This is a genomic window from Bradyrhizobium retamae, assembly GCF_001440415.1.
In the GTDB taxonomy this organism is placed as follows: Bacteria; Pseudomonadota; Alphaproteobacteria; order Rhizobiales; family Xanthobacteraceae; genus Bradyrhizobium; species Bradyrhizobium retamae.
Window position 1 is genome coordinate 18,879 of record NZ_LLYA01000002.1, and the last position, 20,071, is coordinate 38,949.

General features: G+C 62.4%; 19 protein-coding genes. 11 read left to right on the plus strand and 8 right to left on the minus strand.

Features of this window, described 5'->3' with window-relative positions:
* The first annotated feature begins 129 nt into the window (after nt 1–129).
* Nucleotides 130–369, plus strand: coding sequence for a DUF2171 domain-containing protein (locus CQ13_RS02505; protein ID WP_057841461.1), 240 nt, complete (start codon nt 130–132; stop codon nt 367–369).
* 45 nt (nt 370–414) lie between these two features.
* Nucleotides 415–768: a hypothetical protein gene (locus CQ13_RS02510; protein ID WP_430649648.1), complete on the plus strand. Its 354-nt coding sequence runs from the start codon at nt 415–417 to the stop codon at nt 766–768.
* Here the strand turns inward: CQ13_RS02510 and CQ13_RS02515 are convergent.
* Complete coding sequence (locus CQ13_RS02515) at nt 742–4,830, minus strand: bifunctional diguanylate cyclase/phosphodiesterase (protein ID WP_057841597.1); 4,089 nt, start codon at nt 4,828–4,830, stop codon at nt 742–744. The two genes, CQ13_RS02510 and CQ13_RS02515, sit on opposite strands and share 27 nt — an antisense overlap.
* Nucleotides 4,831–5,205: 375 nt before the next feature.
* Between CQ13_RS02515 and CQ13_RS02520 the strand changes: the two genes are divergently transcribed.
* The 5 genes from CQ13_RS02520 to CQ13_RS02540 all read left to right on the plus strand — a co-directional run bounded on the left by CQ13_RS02520 (nt 5,206) and on the right by CQ13_RS02540 (nt 9,430).
* Nucleotides 5,206–6,258, plus strand: coding sequence for an Ldh family oxidoreductase (locus CQ13_RS02520; RefSeq protein ID WP_057841463.1), 1,053 nt, complete (start codon nt 5,206–5,208; stop codon nt 6,256–6,258).
* 31 nt (nt 6,259–6,289) lie between these two features.
* The gene (locus CQ13_RS02525; RefSeq protein WP_057841464.1) at nt 6,290–7,657 is read left to right on the plus strand and encodes an LLM class flavin-dependent oxidoreductase; all 1,368 of its coding nucleotides are present in this window, start codon (nt 6,290–6,292) and stop codon (nt 7,655–7,657) included.
* A 14-nt stretch (nt 7,658–7,671) separates the two neighbouring features.
* On the plus strand, nt 7,672–8,457 hold the full coding sequence (locus CQ13_RS02530) for a fumarylacetoacetate hydrolase family protein (protein ID WP_057841465.1): 786 nt from the start codon (nt 7,672–7,674) through the stop codon (nt 8,455–8,457).
* Between the two features lie 82 nt (nt 8,458–8,539).
* Nucleotides 8,540–9,001 (plus strand): carboxymuconolactone decarboxylase family protein, encoded by a 462-nt coding sequence (locus CQ13_RS02535; RefSeq protein WP_057841466.1) that lies wholly within the window; start codon nt 8,540–8,542, stop codon nt 8,999–9,001.
* 15 nt (nt 9,002–9,016) lie between these two features.
* Complete coding sequence (locus CQ13_RS02540) at nt 9,017–9,430, plus strand: cupin domain-containing protein (protein ID WP_057841467.1); 414 nt, start codon at nt 9,017–9,019, stop codon at nt 9,428–9,430.
* Nucleotides 9,431–9,468: 38 nt separating this feature from the next.
* On the opposite strand, the gene CQ13_RS02545 is transcribed toward CQ13_RS02540, so the two are convergent.
* The 6 genes from CQ13_RS02545 to CQ13_RS44190 all read right to left on the minus strand — a co-directional run bounded on the left by CQ13_RS02545 (nt 9,469) and on the right by CQ13_RS44190 (nt 14,645).
* On the minus strand, nt 9,469–10,326 hold the full coding sequence (locus tag CQ13_RS02545; protein ID WP_057841468.1) for a D-amino-acid transaminase: 858 nt from the start codon (nt 10,324–10,326) through the stop codon (nt 9,469–9,471).
* 192 nt (nt 10,327–10,518) lie between these two features.
* A complete protein-coding gene (locus CQ13_RS02550) occupies nt 10,519–11,250 on the minus strand; it encodes an amino acid ABC transporter ATP-binding protein (protein ID WP_057841598.1) in 732 nt (243 codons plus the stop codon).
* Between the two features lie 88 nt (nt 11,251–11,338).
* Nucleotides 11,339–12,031, minus strand: coding sequence for an amino acid ABC transporter permease (locus CQ13_RS02555; RefSeq protein WP_057841469.1), 693 nt, complete (start codon nt 12,029–12,031; stop codon nt 11,339–11,341).
* Nucleotides 12,032–12,033: 2 nt separating this feature from the next.
* Nucleotides 12,034–12,765, minus strand: coding sequence for an amino acid ABC transporter permease (locus CQ13_RS02560; protein WP_057841470.1), 732 nt, complete (start codon nt 12,763–12,765; stop codon nt 12,034–12,036).
* Between the two features lie 255 nt (nt 12,766–13,020).
* Entirely contained in the window at nt 13,021–13,932 is a 912-nt protein-coding gene (locus CQ13_RS02570) for an amino acid ABC transporter substrate-binding protein (RefSeq protein WP_057841472.1), read from the minus strand.
* 362 nt (nt 13,933–14,294) lie between these two features.
* Nucleotides 14,295–14,645 (minus strand): hypothetical protein, encoded by a 351-nt coding sequence (locus tag CQ13_RS44190; protein ID WP_197427229.1) that lies wholly within the window; start codon nt 14,643–14,645, stop codon nt 14,295–14,297.
* On the opposite strand from CQ13_RS44190, the gene CQ13_RS46685 reads away from it, so the two are divergent.
* From CQ13_RS46685 to CQ13_RS02595, 4 genes are all read left to right on the plus strand, one after another.
* The gene (locus CQ13_RS46685) at nt 14,529–15,158 is read left to right on the plus strand and encodes an FAD-dependent oxidoreductase (protein WP_347337009.1); all 630 of its coding nucleotides are present in this window, start codon (nt 14,529–14,531) and stop codon (nt 15,156–15,158) included. The genes CQ13_RS44190 and CQ13_RS46685 overlap by 117 nt on opposite strands.
* A 257-nt stretch (nt 15,159–15,415) precedes the next feature.
* On the plus strand, nt 15,416–16,384 hold the full coding sequence (locus CQ13_RS02585; RefSeq protein ID WP_057841475.1) for a Bug family tripartite tricarboxylate transporter substrate binding protein: 969 nt from the start codon (nt 15,416–15,418) through the stop codon (nt 16,382–16,384).
* A gap of 175 nt (nt 16,385–16,559) precedes the next feature.
* Nucleotides 16,560–17,045 carry a tripartite tricarboxylate transporter TctB family protein gene (locus CQ13_RS02590; protein WP_057841476.1) on the plus strand — a complete coding sequence of 162 codons (486 nt, stop codon included), beginning with the start codon at nt 16,560–16,562 and terminating at the stop codon, nt 17,043–17,045.
* 7 nt (nt 17,046–17,052) lie between these two features.
* The gene (locus tag CQ13_RS02595; RefSeq protein ID WP_057841477.1) at nt 17,053–18,561 is read left to right on the plus strand and encodes a tripartite tricarboxylate transporter permease; all 1,509 of its coding nucleotides are present in this window, start codon (nt 17,053–17,055) and stop codon (nt 18,559–18,561) included.
* Here the strand turns inward: CQ13_RS02595 and CQ13_RS02600 are convergent.
* Nucleotides 18,558–19,955, minus strand: coding sequence for a M20 family metallopeptidase (locus CQ13_RS02600; protein WP_057841478.1), 1,398 nt, complete (start codon nt 19,953–19,955; stop codon nt 18,558–18,560). The genes CQ13_RS02595 and CQ13_RS02600 overlap by 4 nt on opposite strands.
* Nucleotides 19,956–20,071 lie beyond the last annotated feature (116 nt).

The following is a 20,071-nucleotide window of genomic DNA, read 5'->3' on the forward strand; positions in this document are numbered from 1 at the left end:
GGGCGAAGGTCCGGCGACCTCAATGGCGGCAGAAGAGAAGTAACCCCGACCTCGCCGGTCCATTCCCGCAGGCAACTATTTTGGGTGCGGCGCGTTTTTATGTTCTCAACCAGCTTAGGGATGTAAAACATGGCTGTTACCGCGCAGATCAAGGAACACATGGACGTCATCTCGTCGGACAGGAAGACGGTCGGAAAAGTCGATCATCTGGAAGGACCCGACAAGATCAAGCTGACCAAGCAGAGCTCGCCTGATGGTGAACATCACCACTTCATTCCGGTGTCATGGGTTGATCACGTCGATCAGCACGTGCATCTCAATAAATCGGGCGCGGATGTGACCGCGCACTGGCAGCACGGCCGGCAGTGACCGGCTGACACGCATTGCAACGCGTGCGGATGTGGATATCATCTAATGACGGGAGATGGGATGCATCCGGCGGCGCGATTGCAGTTCGAACGCTTGATCGGCGAGTATGCACGCTGGCGGGCTGTTCCCGAAACCGAACGATCGCCCGCCCCGGCATGGTGGTGGGGACCGGCGATGGAGTTGCGCAGCGCGCCGCAATCCTTGCCGGCGGAATGGTGTGCCGAGCTTGGCCTGCCCAACCAGACCACATATGCCGCCGCGGCAGGACTCCTCCTCAAAGCCATCGCGGGACAGACGACCCTGCCCTGGCCCGACGACTTTCCTCGCAAGGCTTCGGACACCAAGCTCGCGCGTGAACTGCACCCGCAGCCGTCAGACGACGGTGCGTTCCAACCCTGACCCGGCTTCCGGCTGCAGCGGCGGCGAGGCTAGCCGCGGTTCGGCCCGAAGCAAATCAGCCATCTGCTTTGCCGGCAGCGGCTTCGAGAACAGAAATCCCTGCATCTCGTCGCAGGCGTGATTGCGCAGAAACACCTCCTGCTCGACGGTCTCGACGCCCTCCGCAATGACGGTCATGCCAAGCGCCTTGCCCATGCTGATGATCGCCTGCGCAATGGCCTGGTCTTCGGAATCGACAGGCAGGTCGCGAATGAAAGAGCGATCGATCTTGATAGTATCGATCGGGAACTGCTTCATCAGCGACATCGACGAATAGCCGGTCCCGAAATCGTCGATCGCAAGGCGAATGCCGCGGCTCTGGATCGCATCGAGCACCTTGATCGCGCGCGAGACATTCCGCATCACCATGCTTTCGGTGACTTCAAGCTGCAGCAGCACCGGCGACATGCCGCTTGCCAAAAGCGCCTCGTCGACATCGTGCAACAGATGCGGATCGGCGAATTGCCGCGGCGACAGGTTGACCGCCATCGTCACCGGCCGCAGGCCACGGCGCTGCCAGGCCATGTTCTGCGCGCAGGCTTCCTTGAGCACCCAGCAGCCGATCGGAACGATCAGGCCGGTTTCCTCGGCTAGAGGGATGAATTGTCCCGGGGAGACGGTGCCGAGTTCGGGGTGTACCCAGCGCAGTAGCGCCTCGACGCCGGTGATCTGGCCGCTCGCCATGTCGATCTTCGGCTGATAATGCAGCGAGAACTGGTCGCGTTCCAGCGCGCGGCGAAGCGCGCTCTCCAGCGTCAGCCGCTCGATCGACTGTGTCTTGATCTCTTTGGTAAAGAAGCGAAAGCCGTTCTTGCCGTCCTCCTTGGCGAGATACATCGCCATGTCGGCGTTCTTGGTCAGCGTTTGCACGTCGGTGCCGTCGGACGGGTACATCGCGATCCCGATCGAAGCGGTGGTGTGGCATTCGTGACCGCTGAGCTGCAGCGGCTGGCCCAGTACGGAGAGAAGCTCGCCGGCTATGCGCTCCACCTCGTGACGCTCGGCCGCCTCCTCCAGAATGACCACGAACTCGTCGCCGCCGAGCCGCGCCACGACATCGCTCGAGCGCAGCGCGCGGCGTACCCTGTCGCCGATCTCCACCAGCAGCACGTCGCCAGCGTCATGCCCAAGCGAATCGTTGATGACCTTGAACCTGTCGAGGTCGATGAACAGCAGCGCAAACTGCCGCTGGTGGCGCGCGGCGGCGTCGATCGCGCGGCGAAGCATGCCGTTGAACATTTCCCGGTTCGGCAGGTTGGTCAGGCTGTCGTGCGACGCCAGGTACTCGATCCGCTCGTCCGCGCGGGTCTTTTCATCCGCGCGGTCGAAATTCTCCAGCGCAAAGGACACGTTGTCGACGAGCCGCTGCAACAACTCGGCAAATTCGGCCGTGAACGTATCCTTCTCGAGCGACATGAACGACATCACGCCGACGGCTTTCCCATGCACCAGCAGGGGGAATGAAGCGCCGGAATTCGTACCATCAAGACGCGCGCTGTGATGAAACGCCTCGGTATTGGGATCCGCGAGGTAATCGTTGATGATGCAGGCCCGCTGCGAACGGATCGCCTGACCGCACAGCCCACGTCCCTCCGGGTGTGCCTCACTGGCCGATATCTTTGCCAGACGTGCGCTGAGGGCAGTCGGACCGGCGGCAGCGACAACGTCGAGATAGTCGCTGTCGGGCTTCGTCAATACGATGGAAGTCAGGGTAAACTTGCCGCCGTCGGCCGCGGCCTCGCACACCAGATCGAACAGTTCCGCCCGCGACGTCGCGCGGATGATCGCCTCATTGGTCGCGCTCAGCGCCGCCAGCATGCGCGTCAGGCGCTCCTTCTGGATTTCGGTCCTCGCCTTGTCGTCCGCACGGTCGAAATTCTCCAGCGCGAAAGATACGTTGTCGGCCAATCGCTGCAGCAGTTCCGAGAATTCGGGAGTGAAAGTGTCCTTATCGAGGGACATGTAAATCATGACGCCAACTGGCTCGTCATGCGCCAAGAGGGGAAAGGCGGCGCCCGACTGAGCGCCATAGCTACCTACGACGGCTTGGAAGGCGGCAACGCGCTGGTCGCCAACATAATCATTGGTGATGCATGGACGCCCGGTTCGGAACGCCGTTCCGCTGAGCCCACGTCCCTCGGGACGACTTTCATCGGTCGACAGCCTGACATGCCGCGTCGTCTCGGCTGCCGGGCCGGAGGCCGCCACGATCCTGAGAAGGTCGCTGCCCGGAGTTGCCAGCGCAATGGTGGCCGACGTGAACCTGCCGCCATTTGCTGCAGCTTCGCACACGAGATCAAAGAGCTCCGTGCGGGACTTGGCCCGCATGATGGCTTCATTGGTCCTGCTCAAAGCAGCGAACATCCGCGTCAGGCGCTCTTTCTGACTTTCGGTTCTCGCCTTCTCGTCCGCACGGTCGAAATTTTCCAGCGCGAACGACACATTCTCCGTGAGCCGCTGCAACAACTCGGCAAATTCGGGCGTGAACGTGTCTTTCTCGGACGAGATGAAGAACATCACACCGACGGGCTGACCGGAAACGAGCAGCGGAAACGCAGCGCCCGACATAGCACCGTCGCTGTGAATGAACTGACGAAATGCCGATCCTCGCGGATCGGACCGAAAGTCGTTTGCGATGCAAGTTCGCCTGGAGCGGAACGCATTGCCGCAGAGACCGCGCCCTTCAGGCAGATCCGCGTTGGTCGAGACCTTGACCCGCCGCATGTTGTTTGCCGTCGGTCCTGCAGCGGCCACCAGATCGATATCGTAGCTGTCGGGGCGAGCCAACAGGATACTGGTCGAGTTGAACCGTCCGCCGTTTGCGGCAGCTTCGCACACCAGCTCGAACAGCTCTGCCCGCGACGTCGCGCGGACGATCGCTTCGTTGGTGGCGCTGAGCGCCGCCAGCATGCGCCCCAGACGTTGCTTTTGGGCGTCGGCCCGCGCCTTCTCGCTGGCGCGCTCGAAATTTTCCAGTGCGAAGGAGACGTTTTCGGCAATCCGCGCCATCAGCGCGACGATCTCTTCGTCCTCCGCCCACAGCTTTCCGACGAAGAACAGCAGCACGCCGATACTCTCATCCGCCTTGATCAGGGGAGCGGCGACGCAGGCGGTAACGCCCGTCTCGCGGGCGGCCTGATGCCAGGGCTGCCCCTGTGTCGAACTGAGGATGTCGTTGTTGACGGCCGGCTGCTGTGTCCGGAATGCCTTGCCGCAGACGCCCGTTCCGTACGGGTTGCCCGCGTCGATCGAGAATGGCGCCCGCATGATCTGTTCGACGATTGCGCCTGTCCCGGCGGCCGGTTTCAGCCAGATCGAGTCCGGCTCCGCGAGCAGGACCACTGTGGCCGCGGATTTGCCGCTGTACACCGCGGCGTCGCAAACGCGCTGATAGAGATCCTGTTCGGTCTTGGCGCGAAGAATGGCTTCGTTGGTCGCGCTGATGGCGCCGAACATCCGGTTCAACCGCCGCATCGCACGCTCGCCGTTCTTTCGTGCGGCCTCGTGGTCGAAATTATCGAGCGCAAACGAAATGTTTGCCGAGACGCGCTCCAGCATCGATACGAGCTGCGCGTCGATCGAGTGCGCCTCGCGCCGCGAGACCAGCAACACGCCGACGCTCTGGCCGTTGCAGATCAGCGGCAGCGCTGCCGCCGCGCCCACCTGGTTGGCCTTGGCGCCCTCGCGCCAAACCAGCGAGCGCGGATCGTTCAGGAAATCATTGCTGACGCTCACCCGCCGGTCGCGAAACGCTTGTCCGGCAACCCCGGAACCCTCTGGCGTACCGGCCACGATCGAAATGTCGATGCTGCGAAGGCGGGGCACGTCATCGCCGCAGCCGGCGGCGAAGCGCAGGAGATTGGTTTCTCTCTCCAGCAGGAAGACCGAGATAGCCAGGAAGTCGCCAACCGAGAACGCGGCTTCGCAGACCTTCGCATACAATTCTTCGGGCGATTTGGCGTACAGAATCGCTTCGTTGGTCGCATTCAACGCCGCGAGTGTTCGCGCGATGTCGGTCGTCACCGTCCCCAAGCTCCCTGCCGGCAGCGCCGGGCTGCCCTTACGGATTTTATGCGTGCAACAGGCCTAAATGCTCGTTATTGGCGGCGGAAGTTGCGATTCAGAGTAAATGTCAGACCAACGACGAACGACGCTGCTCCGGAGAACTACGGCCCATTCACGATCTGTCAGCCATACCGCTGGCGCCGGCCGGGTTGCGGGACCTGCTGCAAGCAATTTTCGGATTTTGCAGGATGAAAATCCTGATACGTGAGGGCCCTGCTGACGGCATGGCTAACAGGATATTTCCACGCTTGCCCTGTCGCGGGCGCTTTGAGAGCATGCCGGTACCAAGCACGACCCGCGGTTCGCGCGGGCGCTCAAGGTGAGGAAACTCCCATGCCGATGGTCCAGGCCGACCGTCTCACGCAAATCGGCGCGGCTCTGCTTAGGGCTGCCGGTGCAACTGAAGAGGAAGCCAGGGCGGTCGCTGTCGGCTGCGTCAACGCCAATCTCGCCGGCCACGATTCGCACGGGGTGATCGCGATCCCGACCTACATCGACCGCATCAAGGCCGGCCATATCGTGCCCGGCGCCAAATGGACGATCGTCCAGGAATCGTCGACCACGACCGTGATCGACGGCCATTGGGGGTTCGGCTTTCATGTCAACGCCAAGGCGATGGCCCTGACGATCGGGAAAGCCAAAACCGCCAATGTCGCCGCCTGCACGGTGTTCCGGCAAAGCCATGTCGGGCGTCTCGCCACCTATCCGCTGATGGCGATGCGGGCCGGCATGATCGGGATTGCCGCCGCCGATTCCGGTCGCTCGCCGAAGCATGTCGCGCCGTTTGGCGGCCGCGAGGCAAGGCTCGGCACCAACCCGATCTCGATCGCGGTGCCGTCGGACCTTGAGGCGCCGTTCTACCTTGACATGGCGACCTCGGCGGTGGCGGCCGGCAAGATCGCACTATCGGTCGCGCGCGGCGAACGGATTCCGCAAGGCTGGATCATCGACGCCGACGGACGGCACACCACCGACCCCAGCCAGTATCGCAAGGGCGGCGTGCTGCTGCCGCTCGGCGGCAGCGAAGGCTACAAAGGAAGCGGCCTCGCCGCGATGGTCGAAGTGCTCTGTGGCCTGCTCACCGGACTCGGTTTTGGCGTCGAGCCGACCGGCCGGCACAACGACGGATGTTTCATGGCGGTGTTCAATGTCGCGGCCTTCCGTCCCCTGAAGGATTTCGAGCGGGAGGTCGGCGAGTTCGCACGTTATCTCAAATCGACGCCGCCGTCGGAAGGCTCGCCCGGCGTGTTCTATCCCGGCGAGATCGAACATGTCCGCGAGCAGCAGCGCAGGCGCGACGGTATTGAGGTCGAGGACGCCACCTGGGAAAAATTGAAGGCACTCGCTACCGACTACAAGCTCATCGCTGAGCTCGACCTGAAATGAAATCCAAACCAGTCCGCACAGGGAGAACGGCATGACACGGCAAATGGCGCTGGTGGGATTTTTGCAGGCGCAGAACTGCACCAACCTGCCGAGTTCATGGCGGCACCCGGAATCGCGCGACGATTCGATGTCGGCCGACTACTACCAGGAGATCGCTCGGATCCTCGAAGCCGGCAAATTCCACATGGCATTCTTCGACGATCGCCTGGCGATGCCCGACCGCTACGGCAACGATCATGCCCACACCGTCGAATACGGCATCCGCTGCGTGAAGATGGACCCGCTGATCGTGCTGACCACAATGGGCATGGTCACGACGAAGCTCGGCCTGGGGTCGACCTGCTCGACCACCTATTACGAACCGTTCGACGTTGCACGCCGCTTCGCCACCCTCGACCTGATGTCGGGCGGACGCGCGGGCTGGAACGTCGTTACCTCGCTCAATGACGGCGAGGCCCACAACATGGGCAAGGACGCCCATCTCGAACATGATTTCCGCTACGATCGCGCCGACGAGTTCATGGAAGTCGTGCTCGGCCATTGGGACACCTGGGAAGACGGCTCCTTGATCATGGACAAGAAGAGCGGCCGCTTCGCCGATCCGGCCAAGGTGAAGCGGCTCGACCACAAGGGACAATTCTTCAAGTCGCGCGGGCCGTTCACCGTGCCCCGCTCGGAGCAGGGCTATCCCGTCATCATCCAGGCCGGCGCGTCCGGTCGCGGCCAGCGCTTTGCGGGGCGATGGGGCGAAGTGATCTTCACCGCCGCGCGCAACGTGGCCGCCGCCAAGGAAGGCTATGCGGCGGTCCGCAACGAAGCGGCGAAGGCCGGCCGCGATCCCGATCAGATGTTTCTCTGCAACCTCACCACCCCCGTCTGCGGCGCGACCAAGGCCGAGGCTGAGGACAAGATGGCCGTCATCAACAAGCTGCCGCTGGAAATCGATGCACTGTCGCTGCTCGCGGAAGCGCTGAACTTCGACTTCGCCGCCAAGCCGCTCGATGAGCCGCTGACATCGGAAGAGCTCAAGAGCATGCAGGGTATCCTCGGCATTCGCGACGGCGTGCTGAGGGCATCAGCCAAGACCAATCCCAGCGCGCGCGACTTCGTCACCTTCTCCGGCCGCGGCCAGGTGCAGGACGCGATCGTCGGCGGCCCGAAGGAGATCGCGGACAAACTCGAAGAGATGTTCGTCGAGCGCGGCTGCGACGGCTTTGTCATCGCAGCCACTATCGTGCCGGGTTCCTACGCCGACTTCGTCAAGCATGTGGTGCCGGAATTGCAGCGCCGCGGCCTGTTTCACAAGGACTATGCCGGCAAGACCCTGCGCGACAATCTCGGCCTGAAGCGACCTGCCGCCGGCGCCTGGAAAACTCGGCCGCAGACCGCCGCCGAATAACAAGAGGACACTTTATGCGTTGGCTCAAATTCACCGCTGCCGGCAAGACATCCTGGGGCATTGTCGAAGGTGAGCGCGTGATCGCGGTCGAAGGCGATCCGTTCGGCGAATGGCAGCGCGGAACGCAGTCGCATGCGCTGAAGGACGTCAAGATCGAGCTGCCGCTGATCCCGCGCACCTTCTATTGCGTCGGGCTGAACTATCTCAAACACCTCAAGGAAGCCGCCGACAAGGCCGGCACGGCGCCGAACGTACCCGACCGGCCCGAGATCGGCTATCGCGCGCAGAACGCGCTGATCGCCCATGATGAGGATGTGGTGATCCCCGCGAGCGCGACCGAGAAGATTCATTACGAGGGCGAACTGGTGGTCGTGATCGGCAAGAAGGCAAAACACCTCATCGAAGCCAACGCGATGGATTGCGTGTTCGGCTATACGATCGGCAACGACGTCAGCGAGCGCACTTGGCAGAAGGCCGACCGCAGCCTGTGGCGCTCCAAGAATGCCGACACCTTCAAGCCGATGGGCCCGTGGATCGAAACCGATGTCGACCTCGACAGGATGGAAACCGTGATCCGCGTGAACGGCAAGGAGACCGGCCGCTTCCGCACCAACGACATGATCTTCGGCATCGTGCCGTTCCTCGTCGAACTCACCAAATATTTCACGCTGTCGCCGGGCGACGTGATCTGGATGGGCACCGACGGCGCCTCACCTGATTTGAAAGCCGGCGATGTCGTCGACATCGACATCACCGGCATCGGAACGTTGCGGAACAGGTTTGTGAAGGAGAAGGTCTAACGTCCTCAGAAATGAGGACAGGCTGTCAGCGTACACTGAAACAACCGCTCAAATTGAAAGCGTCGCAGAGAAGGAGAAGCGCATGAAGCCCCGGATGAATTACTACCAGGCCGCGCCTGAGACCATCAAAGCGCTTGTCGCGCTGGAGGCCCAGATCGTCGCTTCAGGTCTCGAAAAGTCGCTGATCGAACTGGTGAAGACACGCGCCTCGCAGATCAACGGCTGCGCGTACTGCATCAACATGCACACCCAGGACGCCCGCAAGCTCGGCGAGACCGAGCAACGGCTGTATCTGTTGAGCGCATGGCACGAGTCGCCGCTCTACACCGACCGTGAACGCGCGGCGTTGGCCTGGACCGACGCGCTGACGCTGATTGCTGAAACGCATGCCCCTGACGATCTCTACGAAGACGTGCGCGCCCACTTCTCGGAAGCGGAGACGGTCAATCTGACCATGCTGATCGGGGCTATCAATGCTTGGAACCGGCTGGCGATCGCTTTTCGCGCGGTGCACCCGGTCAAGGCAAAGGCGGCAGTGGCGTAAAGCGAGGAGGTCAATATGAAATTTACGATGCATCATGTCACGGTAGCGGCCGTGGTTGCGCTGGCAATCGTCGGCATACCCACAGCCCATGCCGAAGGCGACAAGGTAACGCCGGTTCGTTCGGAGAGACTTCCCAACGTGCCCGGCAAGAGCCTGACGGCCGTCGTGGTCAACTACGAGCCGGGCGGCAAGTCGGCCAGCCATCATCACGCCGGCAGCGTATTCGCCTATGTGCTGTCGGGCAGCATCCGGTCAGAAAATTCGGCGACCGGCCCGGCCCGCGTCTACAAGGCGGGCGAAAGCTTCTTTGAGCCACCCGGCAGCGAGCACCTCGTCAGCGAGAATGCGAGCACGACGGAGCCCGCAAGCCTGCTCGCGGTTTTCGTTGCCGACGATGGCGCGCAACTGACGACGTTCGGCAAGAAGTGAGACGGACGAGCCGCGGCCCGTCGCGGCTCTTCCGATCATCACACCGCCGTCGCCTTGGCGAATTCGATGTAAATCTCGCGAAGGCGGTTGGTCATCGGGCCGGGCTTGCCGTCGGCGACCTTCTTGCCGTCAATCGACACCACGGCCTGTACGAACAGACTGGCGCTGGTAACGAAGGCTTCCTTGGCGGCCAGCGCTTCCTCGACGGAAAATGCCCTCTCCTCGACGCGAAGCTGGCGTTCTTCGGCCAGCGCGACGACGGCCTTGCGGGTGCAGCCGGGCAGGATCTCGCTGCCGTTCTGCCGCGTCACGATTACGTCGTCCTGGGTCAGGATGAAGCATGACGACGAGCCGCCCTCGGTCACCTTGCCGTCCTCGATCATCCAGGCCTCGCCGGCGCCGGCCACCGCCGCAGCCTGCTTGGCCAACACCTGCGCCAACAGCGCGACGCTCTTGATATCGCGGCGGGCCCAGCGCAGGTCCGGCACCGTGATCACGTTGATGCCGGTCTTGGCCGACGGCGCGTTGATGATGTCCTTGGTGGAGGTGAACATGATCAACGTCGGCTTTACGTTCTTCGGAAACGCAAAATCGCGCCCGGTGTCGGCGCCGCGCGTTACTTCCAGATAAACCATGCCGTTGACGAGATCGTTGCGCGCGACCAGCTCCTTCTGGATCTCCTGGATGCGCGCCGTCGTCTCCGGCAGCGCCAGCTCGATCTCGCCGACCGAGCGCTCCAGCCGCGCCAGATGCGAGGCGTTGTCGATCAATTTTCCGTCCAGCACGGCGGCGACTTCATAGATGCCGTCGGCAAACAGGAATCCGCGGTCGAAGATCGAGACCTTCGCCTCTGAAAGCGGGACGAACGAGCCGTTGACGTAAGCGATCTGTTCCAAAGTAGAGTCTCCTAAAAGATAGCGATGCCGCCGCGGCGGACGTTATAGGTAACCGTCATTGCGAGGAGCGCAAGCGACGAAGCAATCCATTCCTCCACTTGCAGCGCTATAGATTGCTTCGCGGAGCCTGTCATCCGGCGGCGCTTCGCGCCGACCGGGTGGCTCGCAATGACGCGGATGGCCGCAGCATCCCTAATGCGACAGAATCTTCGACAAGAACTTCTGCGCGCGTTCGCTGCGCGGACTGCCGAAGAAATCCGTCTTCAGCGCATCCTCGACGATCTCGCCCTTGTCCATGAAGATCACGCGGTGCGCAACCTTGCTGGCAAAGCCCATTTCGTGGGTGACGACCATCATCGTCATGCCCTCATGGGCGAGATCGACCATCACGTCGAGCACCTCGCTGATCATCTCGGGGTCGAGCGCCGAGGTCGGCTCGTCGAACAGCATCGCGATCGGGTCCATGGCAAGCGCCCGCGCGATCGCGACGCGCTGCTGCTGGCCGCCGGACAATTCGGCCGGATATTTGTTCGCGTGCACCGTCAGGCCGACGCGCTCGAGCAGCTTCTGGCCCTTGGCCATGGCCTCGTCATGCGAGCGGCCCAGCACCTTCTCCTGCGCGAGACACAGATTCTCGATGATCCTCAAGTGCGGGAACAGCTCGAAATGCTGGAACACCATGCCGACTCGCGCGCGCAGTTTCGGCAGATCGGTCTTGGGATCGTTGACCTTGATGCCGTCGAGAATGATCTGGCCTTCCTGAAACGGCTCGAGCGCGTTGACGCATTTGATCAGCGTCGACTTTCCCGAGCCCGACGGGCCGCACACCACCACCACCTCGCCCTTGGCGACGCTGGTGGTGCAGTCCTTCAGAACCTGGAAACTCGGCCCGTACCATTTATTGACGTGGCTGATTTCGATCATGAACCCATCCTTTTGAGCATGATCGCCGGGCAAACGCTTCGCGTTTGTCCCGAGGAGAACCGGTTTCCACTTTTCCGGATCATGCTCGCTACCGAACAATAGCAATGCGTGCCTGCAGGCGCCGGACGCCATAGGACGCGACACAGGAAATCACGAAATAGACCGCGGCCGCGAACAGATACATCTCGACCAGCCGGCCGTCGCGCTGCGCCACCTTGCTGGCGGCGCCCAGGAAATCCGGGATCGACAGCACGTAGACCAGCGAAGTGTCCTGGAACAGCACGATGGTCTGAGTCAGCAGCACCGGCAGCATGTTACGAAACGCCTGCGGCAGTACGATATAGCGCATGGACTGGCTGTAGGTCAGGCCGAGCGCGCTCGCCGCAGCCGGCTGCCCTTTGGAAATCGACTGGATGCCGGCGCGCATGATCTCGGAGAAATACGCCGCCTCGAACATGATGAAAGTGACGAGAGACGAGGTGAACGCGCCAACACGAATGGGGCGCGCCGCACCCGTCAGCCACTGGCCGATATAAGGCACCAGGAAATAAAACCAGAAGATCACCAGCACCAGCGGCAGCGAGCGCATGAAGTCGACATAAAGCCCGGCGACGCGGCCGAGCAGCTTGTAGCCGGACAACCGCATCAGCGCGATCAGCGTACCGAAGACCAGGCCGCCCAGCGCCGATAACCCGGTCAGCATCAGCGTAAAGCTCATGCCGTCGAGAAACAGGTAAGGCAGCGAGCGGCGAATGACATCGAAATCGAGATTGTCGAACATCGCTATTTCCCCGTGATATAGCCGGGGATCGCCAGGCTGCGTTCGAGGAAGCGCATGCCGGTGACGACGACGATGTTGATCGCGAGATACATCACGGTCGCGGCGGTGAAGGCCTCGAACACCTGGAACGAGAATTCCTGCATCGCCCGCGCCTGACCGGTCAGTTCGATGAGGCCGATGGTGATCGCGACGGACGTATTCTTGATGGTGTTGAGGAATTCGGACGTGAGGGGCGGCAGGATGATGCGGAACGCGATCGGCAGCAGCACGTAGCGATAGCCCTGCGCCGTCGTCAGCCCGAGCGCGGTCGCGGCATTCTTCTGTCCACGCGGCAGCGAGGCGATGCCTGCGGCCAATTGCACGGCGACACGCGCCGACATGAACAACCCGACCCCGATCGCCGCCGTCCAGAATGGCGCATTGGGAATCTGCTTTAGCCACAGCCCCGCGCCGCGCGGTAGTAGTTCCGGCAACACGAAGAACCAGAGGAATAGCTGCACCAGCAGCGGCATGTTGCGGAAGAATTCGACATAGCCAAAGCCGATCCAGGACGCGGTTCTCGACGGCAGCGAGCGCAGGATGCCGATGATCGTGCCGAAAATCAGCGCGATGACCCAGGCCAACAGCGCGGTCTTGATGGTCAGCAGCAGTCCCGCCACCAACATGTCGAGATAGGTCCCCGCCCCTGTCGGGTTCGGCTCGAAAAAGATGTGCCAGTTCCAGTTATAGTTCACGCTGCACCTTGTCCCCGAAAGTGCCGGTAAAGCTCTTGGTCATGACTGCGTATGCAAATGTCCGGCCATTCTTTGCTTTAAAAAGAATGGCCGGACTTGCCGGTTGGAAGCCCCTCATCCTCAGGAGCCGCGCATCGCGCGGCGTCTCCAAGGATGAAGGCCCAACTGGGCCCTCATGGATTCGCCCGGCGATGCGAAGCATCGTCCGGAGACGGCGCATGGCGCGCCTCTTCACCATGAGGGTCAACGTATCACTTACTTATACGAATCCGGATCCGGCGAGTCCGACGGTTTGGCGAATTCGTTCTTCAACTCGGCGCTGATCGGCGTGTTGAGGTTCAGCCCCTTGGGCGGGATCTTCTGCGTGAACCACTTGTCGTAGATCTTCTGGCCCTCGCCGCCAGTATAGAGCGCCGCCGTCGCCGCATCGACCACCTTCTTGAAGGCCGGATCGTCCTTGCGCAGCATGATGCCGTACGGCTCGGGCTTGGAGAACGCATCCTTAGAGATGACGTAATCGCCCGGCGCCTTCGAGCCGGCAACCAGACTCGCGAGCAGGATGTCGTCCATCACGAAGGCCACGGCGCGATCGGTCTCGACCATCAGGAATGCCTCGGCGTGATCCTTCGCCGGGATGATGTTGACGTTGAGGTTGCGCGCCGCGTTGGCTTCGGTGAGCTGCTTGATATTGGTGGTGCCGGCGGTCGAGACCACCGGCTTGCCCTTCAGATCGTCGATCGAGTTGATCTTGCTCGCCTTCTTGGTGACGTAGCGGCTGGCGGTCAGGAAGTGGGTGTTGGTGTAGGAAATCTGCTTCTGGCGCTCGGCATTGTTAGTGGTCGAGCCGCATTCGAGATCGATCGTGCCGTTGGCGAGCAGCGGGATGCGGGTCGACGACGTCACCGGGTTGAGCTTGACCTCGAGCTTGTCGAGCTTGAGCTCCTTCTTCACGGCATCGACGATCCTGTAGCAGATGTCCATGGCGTAGCCGATCGGCTTCTGGTTGTCGTCGAGATAGGAAAACGGAATCGACGAGTCGCGGTAGCCGAGCGTAATGGCGCCGGTATCCTTGATGTTCTTCAGCGTCCCAGTGAGCTCCTGGGCCGCTGCCGGCCCGGCGCACAACGCACCCGCGACCAGACAGCCGATAATATGACGGTGTTTCACGTGACTTCTCCCTCCAAAGGTTTCAGATGATTGCTCATCCACCCTAACTCAGCAACTTGCCGGGCCGTTTGGCCGGCGGTCTCGAACCTGTCTTGGCAAAACCTTTGGCAAGACCTTTGGCAAGACCGCCTCCGGCGTGCCCGGCACTATAACTGCACAATTCGGACCAAAACAGATTTAGCGCCCGTTGGCCATCATGCATTCGGCCCCTGAATGCGACTAAAGGCAAAGGCAACGCCCATTTGTCGCCGCCGATTGGGACCAGCCGCCGCCGGCCGGAAGCCGTCACAGTCCCCTCCGTTAACCAAGCCACACCGCGTCCGCTGAGCGCCATCCCGCACAGCACGTCCGACATGTCGCTTTCAATGACCCGCACGCCGAAAATGGGGGCGGTCTCCAGGATGAGATCGACCAGCCGGGAAAATAGACGCCGGGCGAATAATCAAAAGGGGGACCGGATGCGACGCCCGGCCGGGCAGCGACGCGCCGCCCTTCGCCATCAGCGCCTCGCTGGCATAGGGCCGCAGGAACTCGGTGCCGAGGGTGACGCGTTCGTAGCGATCCGGATCGAGATGGATCGGCTGCTGGGCGGCGTGGTGGTAGCAAATCATCAGGTCCACGTTGTCCGAGACGAGCGAGGTGACGAGATCGTGGATGTTGCCACGACCACCGAGCAGCTCAACCGCCGCTCCTGTGACCAGGCCTGCCACCAATGCGGCAGCCGGGCGGTGGCCATCGCGAACGGCAGGGCGATGCGGATGCCGCAAGCTCGACGCGGCTGTCGAGCATCTGCCGCAGCAACTCGCCGGCATGCGCGAAAGCGCTCGCCTTGCGGCGTGAGCTGCGTCGGGTACACGCTGCGGTCGATCAGGTCGAAACCGAGCCAGGCTTGGAGCGATTTGATCCACCGGCTGAACGCGGCTTGGGACGTGTTTCGTTTCTCGGCGGCGCGGGTGAAGCGGCGCTGGTTCTCGATAGCAAATGTGAAGTTCCATGCCGGTAAACGTAGCGGGTCGCCAAGCGACGCAGCCGGCGACATCGAGCCCTGGTGCGGGCTTCGTCCCATGACGCCCGACAGCCGGCCGATCATCGGCTGGTCGCCGCTTGACGGCCTCTTCTTCAATTCAGGACACGGCATGCTCGGCTGGACGCTGGCGTGCGCCAGCGCGCGGCTGACGGCGGACTTGATCGGTTGCAAGCCATTTGCTCCGCGCCGCGCCGCCTAACGAACGGTGACGTTGCGGACGAAGGGGCCGACAATCCAGGCTAGTCATCATTGCCCGAATTCGCATTGTGCGGCGGCGGCCAAATTCCGTAGTCCGGGATGCCGCGGCAGGGCGATCATCGCTGGCGTCGTTTCCAGCTTGTTGCGACGCGGACGGCGCGTAACACGCTTTTCTTCTTGGGCGATTTCAGGGATGATCGAGCCCGGGAAGAAACAAGCGGCTCTCGTGTCAAGAGAAGCTGCAGGGGAGTGTTGCACATGTTCAGACGTAGCCATTTGGCGACCGCGATTGCTGCCTTCATGCTGATATCCGCAGCCGCCGGCGCGCAAGAATATCCCACCAAGCCGATTACGCTGATTGTCCCGTGGCCGGCGGGCGGTTCGACCGACATCTCGATGCGCGCGATCGCCGAGAGCGCTTCGAAAGTTCTGGGGCAGCCGATCGCGATCGACAACAAGGCCGGCGGTTCCGGCACCGTCGGGCCCGCGACCATGGCGGCCGGCGCCAAACCTGACGGTTACACTATCGCACAGATTCCGATCACGGTGTTTCGGCTGCCGCTGATGCAGGAAGTCTCGTGGGATCCGGCCAAGGATTTCACCTACATCATTCACCTCACCGGCTACACGTTCGGTGTCACCACCAGCGCCGAGTCGCCATTCAAGACCTGGCAGGATGTGATCGACTACGCCAAGCAGAATCCCGGCAAGGTGACCTATGCGACACCGGGCGCCGGCACGTCGCTGCATATCGGCATGGAGCAGATTGCCTCGATGGCAGGGATCAAACTGACGCAGGTACCGTTCAAGGGCGGCGCGGAGACCAATGCCGCGGTGCTGGGGCAGCACACGATGCTGCAGGCGGACTCGACCGGCTGGCGCCCCTTGGTCGACGCCGGCAAGCTGCGGCTTCTGATGGTGTGGACCTCGGCGCGCTCGCCGAACTATCCAAACGTGCCGACGCTGAAGGAACTCGGCTATCCAATGGTCTATGACTCGCCTTTCGGCATCGCCGGACCAAAGGGCATGGACCCGAAGATCGTCGCCAAGCTGCACGACGCCTTCAAGAAGGCGCTGGAAGATCCTGCCGTGATCGCCACGCTCGCGAAATTCGACATGGTGCCGAACTACAGGAATACCGAGGATTACAAGAAGTTCGTCGTCGAAGTGACCGAATCCGAGCGCAAGGTGATCGACAGGCTCGGGCTGGCGAAGAAGACGAATTAGCCGCAATCGTGTCCCGGACGCGGTGCAGCGCGTTTGCGCTGCTCCGCAGAGCCGGCACCCCATGACGCCAGCCGTGGACCCCGGCTCTGCAGCGCAATGCCATAGCGCGTCAAGACGCGCGTAAACGCGCTGATGGCGCTGCGCTGCGTCCGGGGAACGCCTGAGAGAGTTTCGCATGAGTAACGACAGCGACGTCAAATTCCGCCTCAACAATTCCGAACTGTGGGGCGGGCTGATCGGGCTCGCGCTCGGCGGTTTCGTGATCTGGTCCGGGCTCAAGCTCAAGCTCGGTACCATCAACGATCCCGGGGCGGGTTACGTCATGTTCTATACCGGCATCCTGATGTGCGTGTTCGCCGCGGCGATCATCATCGCGGCGCTCAGCGAGGGCGGGCCGACCTTCGGTTCGCGTTGGCAGAACACCCGCTGGACAAAGCCGGTGATCGTCATCGTTTGCCTCGCCGCGTTCGCCTTTGCGCTCAATCCGCTTGGCTTCCTGCTGTCGTCGATCCCGCTGATGGTGCTGCTGTTGCGGCTGGTCGACCCGGTGCGCTGGCAATTGACCATTCCGATCGCGCTGTTGGTGCCGCTCGGCATGTGGTGGATCCTTAAACGCCTGCTGCTGATCCAATTGCCCTCGGGCATCTTCGAAATCGGCTGATCGCACCATGGACACGCTCATCAACGTCGCGCATGGCTTCGGCGTCGCCCTTCAGCCGATCAATCTGATCTATTGTTTCATCGGCGTCTTCATCGGAACGCTGGTCGGCGTTCTGCCTGGCATCGGCCCGATCTCTGCGATGTCGCTGTTGCTGCCGATCACGCTGTCGGGAACGCCGGAGTCGGGCATCATCATGATGGCCGGAATCTATTACGGCTCGATGTATGGCGGCTCGACCACCTCGATCCTGGTCAACATTCCCGGCGAGGCCGCTTCCGTCGTCACCTGTATCGACGGGCACCAGATGGCGAAACAAGGTCGCGCTGGTCCTGCGCTCGGCATCGCCGCGTTCGGCTCGTTCATCGCCGGCACCTTCGCGCTGATCGCGCTGATGCTGGTGGCGCCAAAGCTTGCCAGCGTCGCGATCGCTTTCGGGCCGGCCGAATATTTCAGCCTGATGGTGCTCGGCGTCGTGGTGCTCACCTTCCTGACGCAGGGCTCGATGGCGAAGGCGCTGCTGATGGCCTGCACCGGCGTTGTGCTCGGCCTGATCGGGCTCGACAGCATTACCGCGCAACCGCGCCTGACCTTCGGCCGGATCGAGCTGATCGACGGCATTGGCCTCGTCCCGGTTGTCATGGGCCTGTTCGGCGTCGCGGAGGTGCTGCTCAACACTGAACAAATCATCAAACGCGACATCATCAACACGAAGATCACGCACCTGCTGCCGAGCAGAGCAGACTGGAAGGCCAGCGCGGGCCCGATGTCGCGCGGAACGATCATGGGATTCCTTCTCGGCATCCTGCCGGGCGGCGGCGCGGTGATCTCTTCCTTTGCGTCCTATGCTCTGGAAAAGCGACTGTCCAAGACACCGGAGCGGTTCGGCAACGGCGCGATCGAGGGCGTGGGGGGACCCGAAGCCGCCAACAATGCCGCCGCCGGGGGCGCCTTCATTCCGCTGATGACGCTCGGCATTCCGCCGAATGTGGTGATGGCGCTGTTGCTCGGCGCTTTCGTCATTCACGGCCTGCAGCCTGGGCCCTTGATGATCACGCAGAACCCCGGCCTGTTCTGGGGCATCGTCGCCAGCATGTATATCGGCAATCTGATGCTGCTGGTGCTGAACCTGCCGCTGATCGGCATGTGGGTGCAACTCCTGAAATTGCCCTACAACATCCTGTTCCCACTGATCATCCTGTTCACCATTATCGGCGTCTATTGCTCAAGCAACAACGTGTTCGACGTCTATGTGATGATCGCGTTCGGCATTATCGGCTATTTTATGCGCAAGCTCGGCTACGAGCCGGCCCCATTGGTGCTGGCCTTCGTGCTGGGACCAATGCTGGAGAACAATCTGCGGAAGTCGCTGATCCTCTCCCAGGGCGATCTGATGACGTTCGTCGAGCGGCCGATCTCGGCCGCCTGCCTTCTGGTCGCGGTCGTGCTGCTGGTCGGCCCGCTGCTGCCGGCACTGCGCAAGAAGCGCGAACTGGTCGCGCTGGATGAAGAGGCCTAGCGCCGCACGCCTGTGCCTGGCGGCTTCTCGCCGAGATCCCAAAACAGGCCTGCCATGATCGCCAGCGCTTCCTCAGTCACCGGCAGCAGGATGTGCTCGTCCGGCGCATGCTGCGAGCAGCCAGGGTAGGAATGCGGCACCCAGATCGTCGGCAGGCCAAGCCCCTCGGCGAACACGTCATTCGGCAGCGAGCCGCCAAAGTTCGGCAGGATCGCCGGCGACTTGCCGGTGGTCTCCCTGATCGAGTCCGCCGTCCAGTTCACCCAGGGACTGTCGACATCGGTGCGCGAGGCAGCGAAACGTTGCGTGCCGCTGACTTCCACCATAGGAAAGCCGTTGGCGTGCAGGTGCGCGCGCACGGCGTCGATGACCTCTTCGTATTTGGTGCCGACGACGAAACGAAGCTGCAGCACGGCATTGGCGCGTCCGGGAATGGCGTTGGCCGGCTTCTCGATACTGCCCGACGACATCGCCAGCACCTCCAGCGTATTCCAGGCAAACAGCCGCTCTGCAGACGATAGCCCCTCCTCGCCCCAGTCGGGCGCAAGCGCCGGTTCGTCCGCGGTCGGCTCGATCTTCACATCCGCAAGCGCCGCGCGGACGGCATTCGAGATCCGCGGCGGTTTGAGCGCGTCGAGCTTCATGCGGCCCTTGCCATCGACGAGGCTCGCAATGGCGTTGCAAAGGATTGTCGCGGGATTGGCGAGCACGCCGCCCCAATTGCCCGAATGGTGGCCGCCTTCGCGCAAGTTAACATCGAGATGAATGCGGTTGCCGCCGCGGCAGCCGAGAAAGATCGTCGGCCGATCGGCCGAGAGCCGCGGCCCGTCGGACGCCAGGAACAGATCGGCTTTCAGCGCCTCGCGATGGGCTTCACACACCTGCCGCAGATCAGGCGAGCCGATCTCCTCGCCGGTCTCTATAATGAATTTGGCATTGAAGCCAAGCTTGCCGCCGCGGGTCTCGCGCACCGCGCGCAACGCTGCAAGGTTGATGCTGTGCTGGCCCTTGTTGTCGGCGGTGCCGCGGCCATAGACGCGCTCGCCCTTGGTGGTGACCTGCCACGGATCGAGATTGTCGCGCCATTCGCCTTCCATGCCGTCGACGACGTCACCATGGCCGTAGGTGAGCACGGTCGGCAGGGAGGGATCCTCACGATAGTCCGCCAGCAGATAGGGGCCCTTGCCGGTCGGCGATTCGATCAGGCGGGTGGAGAAGTCGAGCGCGGCGAAGGCCGGCTGGAGGTCGTCCACGAGATAGGCGCGCAACGCCTCGCCGCTGCCGGGATTCTGGCTTTCGGTCCGATATCCAACCCTGCGGCCGAGCTCGGCGAGAAACGCGCCGGAATGAAGATGCTCGCGTACCCGCGCAACCGCGTCGGCTCTATCAGCCATGTTTCTTTCCTTTGTTCGCAAACGTGTTGGGGCCGCAACCTATCGGGATAAGCCGCCCGCTGGAAGTGGCAGGGTCCGTCGAATGGGCCTTGCTAAACGCAGCGAGGATGCAACAA